3 protein-coding genes are annotated in these 7,319 nt (G+C 49.1%); all 3 read left to right on the plus strand.

The genetic code is table 11. The annotated features are described in order from the left end of the window. The first annotated feature begins 135 nt into the window (after positions 1–135). A complete protein-coding gene (locus QUB04_RS24515; RefSeq protein WP_333288368.1) occupies positions 136–1,227 on the plus strand; it encodes a hypothetical protein in 1,092 nt (363 codons plus the stop codon). A gap of 341 nt (positions 1,228–1,568) precedes the next feature. Beyond that, positions 1,569–3,308, plus strand: a complete 1,740-nt coding sequence (locus tag QUB04_RS24520) for a DUF3352 domain-containing protein (protein WP_333288370.1) — start codon at positions 1,569–1,571, stop codon at positions 3,306–3,308. 1,488 nt (positions 3,309–4,796) lie between these two features. Beyond that, positions 4,797–7,319: two-partner secretion domain-containing protein (locus QUB04_RS24525; protein ID WP_333288372.1), on the plus strand; the 2,523-nt coding region annotated here is incomplete at its 3' end.

Raw genomic sequence — 7,319 nt, forward strand, 5'->3', positions numbered from 1 at the left:
GATTTTCCCCACTCGGACAGTCAAACACTCCGATACTCAGCCATTACAGGCCATATTCGCAGTTGCTGACGGGCCATTGACCAAAAAATCAAACTATCTTGTATAATCAAAATAGTGTGCAGCGCAGAAACAATTATGGACGAGATCGAGTACGCCAAACTCTATCAAGAACTGGCGGCAATTCTGGATGAGTTTAATTTGGGTTGGGTAGTTCAACAAGTAGCCGATACTGTAGAGATAGGCAAAGTAATTGAAGAGCGATCGCTCAAAAGAAAAACACCTCTGCTCAAGATAGAAGATTATACCGCAAAAGAACAACTTTTGCTGTTAATTAATGCTGTCGAGCAAGCGACTGTGAACACTTCCGAAATGGAAGACGAAATTGCTTATTTCTTGAAAGTAGAATCAGAAACCTCTCCCCTCGGCACAAAAATTACATTTGCCAATTCAGGTGCAGAAACAGCCAAAACAATCGAGTTTACCTCCAGCGTCACAGCCCCCCGTCACAAACAGGCGATCGCCCTCAAGCACTTGCTGGAAAAACTGCCCTCCGGGCCCAGCAACTACGCCATCAATTCCGAAATTAAAAGCAAATTAAAAAGCTCGATCGATCCCGATTTTAACACAGCGGCAGAACAATCCAGAATTTTTGACACTTACCTCTTCACTATTCTGCTAAAAGCAGTTGCTAATGAAGGCGGTACTATTTATTACAACAATGTTTTAGACGACGAAACACCGAAATATTTAACATTTAGAAAAACAGCGGGAAAAATCCACGGAAGTGCACATCCATACACTCATGCTGTTGTGGAATTTCCCGACAAACCAGCCCTGGAAGTTCACCTAGGAGTAAAAGTCCAAGGTAGAGCCGGAGTTCTGCACAACTGCAACGTTTTAATTTTGTACCAAAAAGAAGCGAATATCTGCCGCTTGCTCAACCGCGAACCCCGACACTCGCAGGTAATTTTAGCAGTAAAATCGGAACACAGCACCTCAGAACTTAAACTAGAAATGGCGGGTGCTTTTATCGGCTTAGCGTCAGACATTCGCTACGAAGGCGGCAGCTATTTCATTTCTAACAGTTACTCCCAACCGATAGCCAAACTGCTAACTACCGCTCGCAAAAAATGGGAACTCAACATTTTTCCTAGAGCCACAAACGATGTCCACCGACTGATGTACTCGTTTCAAACTATCTTTAAAGACTTTAAGGCTAGAAACTAACATCAGGGAACTGGGAATTGGGCATGGGGCATGGGGCATCGGGCATCGGGCATCGGGCCTTGGGAATAGTTAGTGTAGGACTTCGCGTAAATACGAAATAAACCGGGTTTTTCACCAGTATTAAAGGCAAAAATGCACTATTGAGTAAAAAAACGGTTTCCGTATCTAGGACTATAGTGATTAGTGGTTAGTGGTTACTGGTTAGTAGTTTTTCTCATAACAAATAAAAACCAACAAATTACCAATGCCCCATGCCCCATGCCCCATGCCCAATTCCCAATTCCCCATGCCGCATCCCCAATATAATTTATGATGTTGCGAGCACCCGAACCTTACGAATAATGTTTAAGAAAGATAAATCTTCCCTGCTGTTTACGATCGGAGCCGCCACACTTCTGATCGGTTTAGGCTTTGTCACCTACTACCTCGTCATTTCCCGTGGGCCCGCCAAAGATTTGCCGCCGGGGGCAACCGTTGTCCCGCAAGATACGATGATGGCCCTATCCATCAGCACCGATGAATCCCAGTGGAATAAACTGCGAGAGTTTGGCACGCCGGAGTCAAAAGCTTCGTTTGAGAGGTTTTTAAGCGAAATGCGCGATCGCCTCCTCACAAGCAACGGCTACGCCTACCAGCAAGACATTCAACCCTGGGTGGGTAACACAGCAATGGTAGCCTTTCTCCGCAACAAAATAGCTATACCAGCCCCCCCGCCCGCACCCAATGCGCCCCCGTCTCCGCCAATTCAACAGTCAGTGGCAATTATCCTGCCAATTGCCAACCCGATCAAAGCCCAAGAATTATTAGCAAAACCCAGAACCCTCAGCCAAGGAAAAATAGTTGAGCGTAATTATAAAGGCGTGCAAGTCACAGAAACTCAAGGAGTACCCGATCGCAATTTCTCAGTCGCGGTACTCGGCACAAGGTATCTAGCAGTCACCACAGATCCTAGCGCTACAGACAGAATAATCGACACATACAAAGGCGAACCTTCCCTAGCCAAAACCCCTGGCTATGGAGACGCCATAGACAAAATAAAAAGTCCGGGCGCCTTCGGTCAAATTTACGTCAATATGCCCGTTGCCGCCGCCTATGCCGCCGCCAACTCAGCCCGTGAAATTTCGCCAGAAAGCCTCGAAAAACTGCAACAGAATCAGGGATTTGCCACCACAGCGACGCTGGAGGCTGAAGGAATTGGATTCAAATCAGTCTCTTGGCTAAAACCAGATTCTACCAGAAGGATAGCAGTAGAAAACAATGCTCTAAAAATGGTTAACCGCCTGCCAAACAATACAATAATGATGGTATCCGGCGGCAACTTGCAGCGTTTGTGGCAAGACTACGTATTAGGAGCCGAGGCAAACCCGATTTCCCCGATTAATCCCCAAGTTTTACGCACAGGTTTAAAATCTACTACCGGCATGGATTTAGATAAAGACTTGATGAACTGGATGGCGGGAGAATTTTCTATATCATTAATACCAGCCCCCGCGCAGAATCCCAGAGACAAATTTGCGGCCGGATTTGTATTTATGGTGGAAACAAACAACCAGGGCGCTGCGAACAAATCCCTGAAACAGCTTGATGAAACGATGAAAACTAAAGGGTTTAGAGTGGAGGAAATTCAAGTCGGCGGCAAACCGGCGATTAAATGGACATCGCCGTTTGGAGGGATTACGGTAACTCGCGGCTGGATGAACAATGTAGCGTTTATGACAGTAGGAGCTCCCGTGGTTGATGCGATCGTTCCGGCACCGAAAAGTCCGCTTTTAAGCAGCGAACTGTTCCAGAAAACTGTACGATCGGAACTTAAACCTCACAACGGCAATTTCTTCATCGACACCGAGACGGCGTTTAACCCGAAAAACCTCGCTTTACCGGAGTTTCCTCCCAGCCAAAAAATGTGGATTGACGCCACGCGGTCGATCGGCGTTACAGCGGCCGTCATTGGCGATCGTACCACCCGTTATGACGCTTTTGTCGGTCTCAAAAAATCCACCCAATCCACTCCTTCTGCAAAGCCTTCACCGCGCCCAGCTTCTCCCAGTCCCTCGCCCACTGTCCAAACTTCACCCAATTAACTCTTAAATCCTTCCACAAATCCGCCTGCACACCCCCTTAAACACAAACAGGGCGATCGATTAAAACCGAAAAACAGGCGATCGAAATCGGCAATAGTGGACTTGACTACAAGAGGGAAATAGAGCCGGATTTAAGTAGTTTTACTTCACAAAAAGTCACACAAAAAAAACCAAAAACCCGGTTTTTTCTTTAAATAAACCGGGTTTCTGAACACCCTAAGAATTTGGCTTACTGAAGAATAATTCAGAATTCACAATCCAGAATCCATTCTGGATTCTGTGCGACAGGATGGAGAATCCAGGTTTAAAGCCCCCGATTTTAATCGTGGATCACAAAAAATTCTTTCCGTGACCGTTAACCCTCACTTCAGGCATGGGGGATTCTGAATTCAGAATTCTGTCTTCTGACAATCAAGCATCCAGGATACCCGCCACGTGATTCATCCGTCCAGAAATAAAAAACCTGTATCCCATGAAACTTGCCGAACGTATTTATCTCGCGCAAGTCAATGCTTCAATCTTAAAATCTAAAATCTAAAATCTAAAATCTAAAATCGATTGACTCCTTCTCATTTCTTCTTTCCATAATTTTAATTTTTGGCAAGTGTAGAGGATTTTTTGTTGTGTATAAAATATTTTGGGATGTTTCCGGGTCAGTCTTGGAGGCAGAAACCTAGTTTTTGAACCCCTATACTTCCTTCATACTATCAATAATAGTTAAAAAAGCGGGTTTCTAGGCGTCGGAGGGCCTCTAAGAAGGCCGTTGTTGTTATTTTTTATTAATATGTCATGCGGAAGATACAGAGCCTAGGCATTTCGAGTTATATTTAGATTGTGGAAAAGATACGCTGAGACAATTGCCAAAGCAGAGGCCAATTCTACCTATTGAGTCCTGAATGCACTTGCAGTCAGAAACCCGGTTGCTTCATAAATATAGCGTCTTCAACCGTTCCGAAAAACCTATGCAGATATTGGCCTTCCTAGTCAGCACCTGTACAAGATCGGAACGTGCAGTCAAGCGTCTTAACTGACTACGTTCATCAATGACACCGTGATGTAAACGCCAGCATTATGCACTGTCGAAGGCGATTAATGAACGAGTGAACAGGTTTATAGCCAAGCGTGTCGCTTTCCTAACAAGGGAACGTGAACATTTACCTACCAGGTAAACCTTACTTAGCAATAAGACTGACAGAATAACTCACAAATACCCCCTGTGAAAATGAGGGGTAGATTTCCAATATTCTACGAAATTGACCAGACACAGCACAGATGTGCAAATCTTTAGTGACACAGCCGTCAACCAAGTTTTTTCTACAAAGCCGATTTCTTTATTTAATTTCTGTGATTTATAGCGGTTCTCAAGCGTGGTGAGGTATGGGGTTAGTCCTATGCCCTATGCCCTATGCCCTATGCCCTATGCCCTCTGTCCTATGATCACCTCATGTTACTGAGAAAGACTATATATATTTTACCCATTAAAAACCTATGAAAACCGTCAAAAATATTCAAAAAACGTCGAAATTCCTCTCAAAAGCAAGAATAAGCAAACTGACACTTGCTCTGCAAATAGTCTTAATAAATCTTTACTTTGTGCAAGCAAAAGCAGAAGGTCAAACAATTGTTCCAGCGGCGGACGCAACGGGCACTACCGTCACTCCCGCAGCCCAAAACGGAACTCCTGGGCAGCCAACTCGCTTCGATATTGAAGGCGGACAATTATCGAGCGATCGACAAAATCTTTTCCACAGCTTTAAAGAATTCGGCTTGTCGGAAAATCAGATTGCCAACTTTATATCAAACCCCAACATTCGCAACATTTTAGCGGGCATAGGCGGCGGCAACCCGTCGATTATTAACGGCTTAATTCAAGTAACCGGCGGCAATTCTAACTTGTTTCTGATGAATCCATCCGGCATCATATTTGGCAACAGTGCCAGCTTAAACGTGCCGGCTTCTTTCACAGCAACCACCGCCACCGCTATTGGATTTGGTTCAAACTCGTTTAACGCTGTCGGTACTAGCACCTACACATCTCTGACAGGCGCGCCCAATTCCTTTGCTTTTGGAGCCGATCGAGCAGGGGCAATTATCAGCACGGCAGACTTAGCAGTCAAGTCAGGGCAGAACTTAACCTTGCTCGGTGGCACCGTTGTCAGCACAGGCAGCGTTTCGGCCCCAGACGGTCAAATTACCGTAGCATCAGTCTCCGGGACAAATTTAGTGCAGATCCGCCAGCGAGGCAATTTGCTGAGTTTGGAAATCGAGCCGCCCTCAGCGACTAGCACCACAGAAACATCCAGCACAGATTCGACATTCTCGATCGCAACCTTGCCCGAACTGCTCACAGGCATCGGTGAAACGAACGCTACAGGCCTCAGCGTCAATGCCAACGGTGAAGTGGTACTCACGGCGTCTAACCGAGCATTAGCTGCGGGGGACGTAGCACTAAAAGAGGCAAACGCTCGGGCGATCGAAATTCAAGCAGCCAACACCATTGCAGTCAGCGGAAACCTGACAAGTTCCCAAGGCGGCGCGATCGCCCTAGAAGCTAGGGGCGACATTAGCACTGCGGATCTCGACTCCCACTCCGACACCACCGCAGGCGGCAACATCAGCGTCACCAGCCGTACAGGAAAAGTAGAAACAGGCAATATCAACGCAAGATCGATCGACAAAACCAGCAACGCCGGAAACGTTAGTATTGCAGCACCCTCAAGCAGCATTCAAACAGGGTTCATAGACGCCAACTCCGAAGAAAAACAAGGCGGCGAAGTCACCCTCAACGCCCGCAACGACATCCAAGTAACCCATATCAACACCGAAGGCCGAACAGGCGGAGGAGATATTGACATTACAGCCGGCCGTTATTTCCGAGCCACAGGCACTTTCACAAACGATAACAACTGCTTGTCGCAAGCTTGCAGCATTTCCGCATCCACGACTGGTAGCGCTAATGGTGGAGATATCACCTTTCGCCACGGTGGCGAAGCCTCGAACACTCTTTTCAGCGTCGGGGCCGACTATAACAAACTCAACGGTACTGCTGGCAGCATTGCCACTGGGGGTCCAAAGAAGGAAAATGTTATTACGCAGGGAAGTTATTTCAGCCCCGATCCTCAGATAGTACAGCCGACCCAAATTAACATTACGGCTTCTTCTGTCTCGCCCACACCCGCACCCACACCCGCACCAACACCAGCGCCGACACCAGCACCGACACCAGCACCGACACCAGCACCGACACCAGCACCGACACCAGCACCGACACCAGCACCAACACCAGCACCAACACCAGCACCAACACCAGCACCAACACCAGCACCAGCGCCAGCACCAACACCAGCACCAACACCAGCACCAGCACCAGCGCCAGCACCAACACCCGCACCAACACCAGCACCAGCGCCAGCACCAACACCCGCACCAACACCAGCACCAGCGCCAGCACCAACACCAGCACCAACACCAGCACCAGCGCCAGCACCAACACCAGCACCAGCACCAGTACCAGCGCCAGCACCAGCACCAGCACCAGCACCAGCGCCAGCACCAGCGCCCGCACCAGCACCAGCACCAGCGCCAGCCCCAGCACCAGCACCAGCGCCAGCACCAGCACCAGCACCAGCGCCAGCGCCAGCACCCGCACCAGCGCCAGCACCCGCACCCGCACCCGCACCGGCACCAGCGCCGGCACCAGCGCCAGCACCCGCACCCGCACCAGCGCCAGCACCAGCGCCAGCACCCGCACCCGCACCCGCACCCGCACCCGCACCCGCACCAGCACCTTTACAAACACTAACGCCAGCACCAGCCCCGGCACCAGCCCCGGCACCAGCCCCGGCCCCGGCACCAGCACCAGCACCAGCACCAGCACCAGCACCAGCACCAGCACCAGCGCCCGCACCAGCACCAGCGCCCGCACCAGCGCCGGTACCCAATGTTTTGCCGATCGCACCCACAATTCAAAATCCAGCGCCGGTACCCAATGTTTTGCCGATCGCACCCACA

The organism is Microcoleus sp. D2_18a_B4 (genome assembly GCF_036702475.1).
GTDB lineage: Bacteria > Cyanobacteriota > Cyanobacteriia > Cyanobacteriales > Microcoleaceae > Microcoleus.

What these genes read in the sequence shown, in the direction of transcription:
- QUB04_RS24515 (WP_333288368.1), top strand. Translation starts at nt 136, where the DNA reads ATGGACGAGATCGAGTACGCCAAACTCTATCAAGAACTGGCGGCAATT.
- QUB04_RS24520 (WP_333288370.1), top strand. Translation starts at nt 1,569, where the DNA reads ATGTTTAAGAAAGATAAATCTTCCCTGCTGTTTACGATCGGAGCCGCC.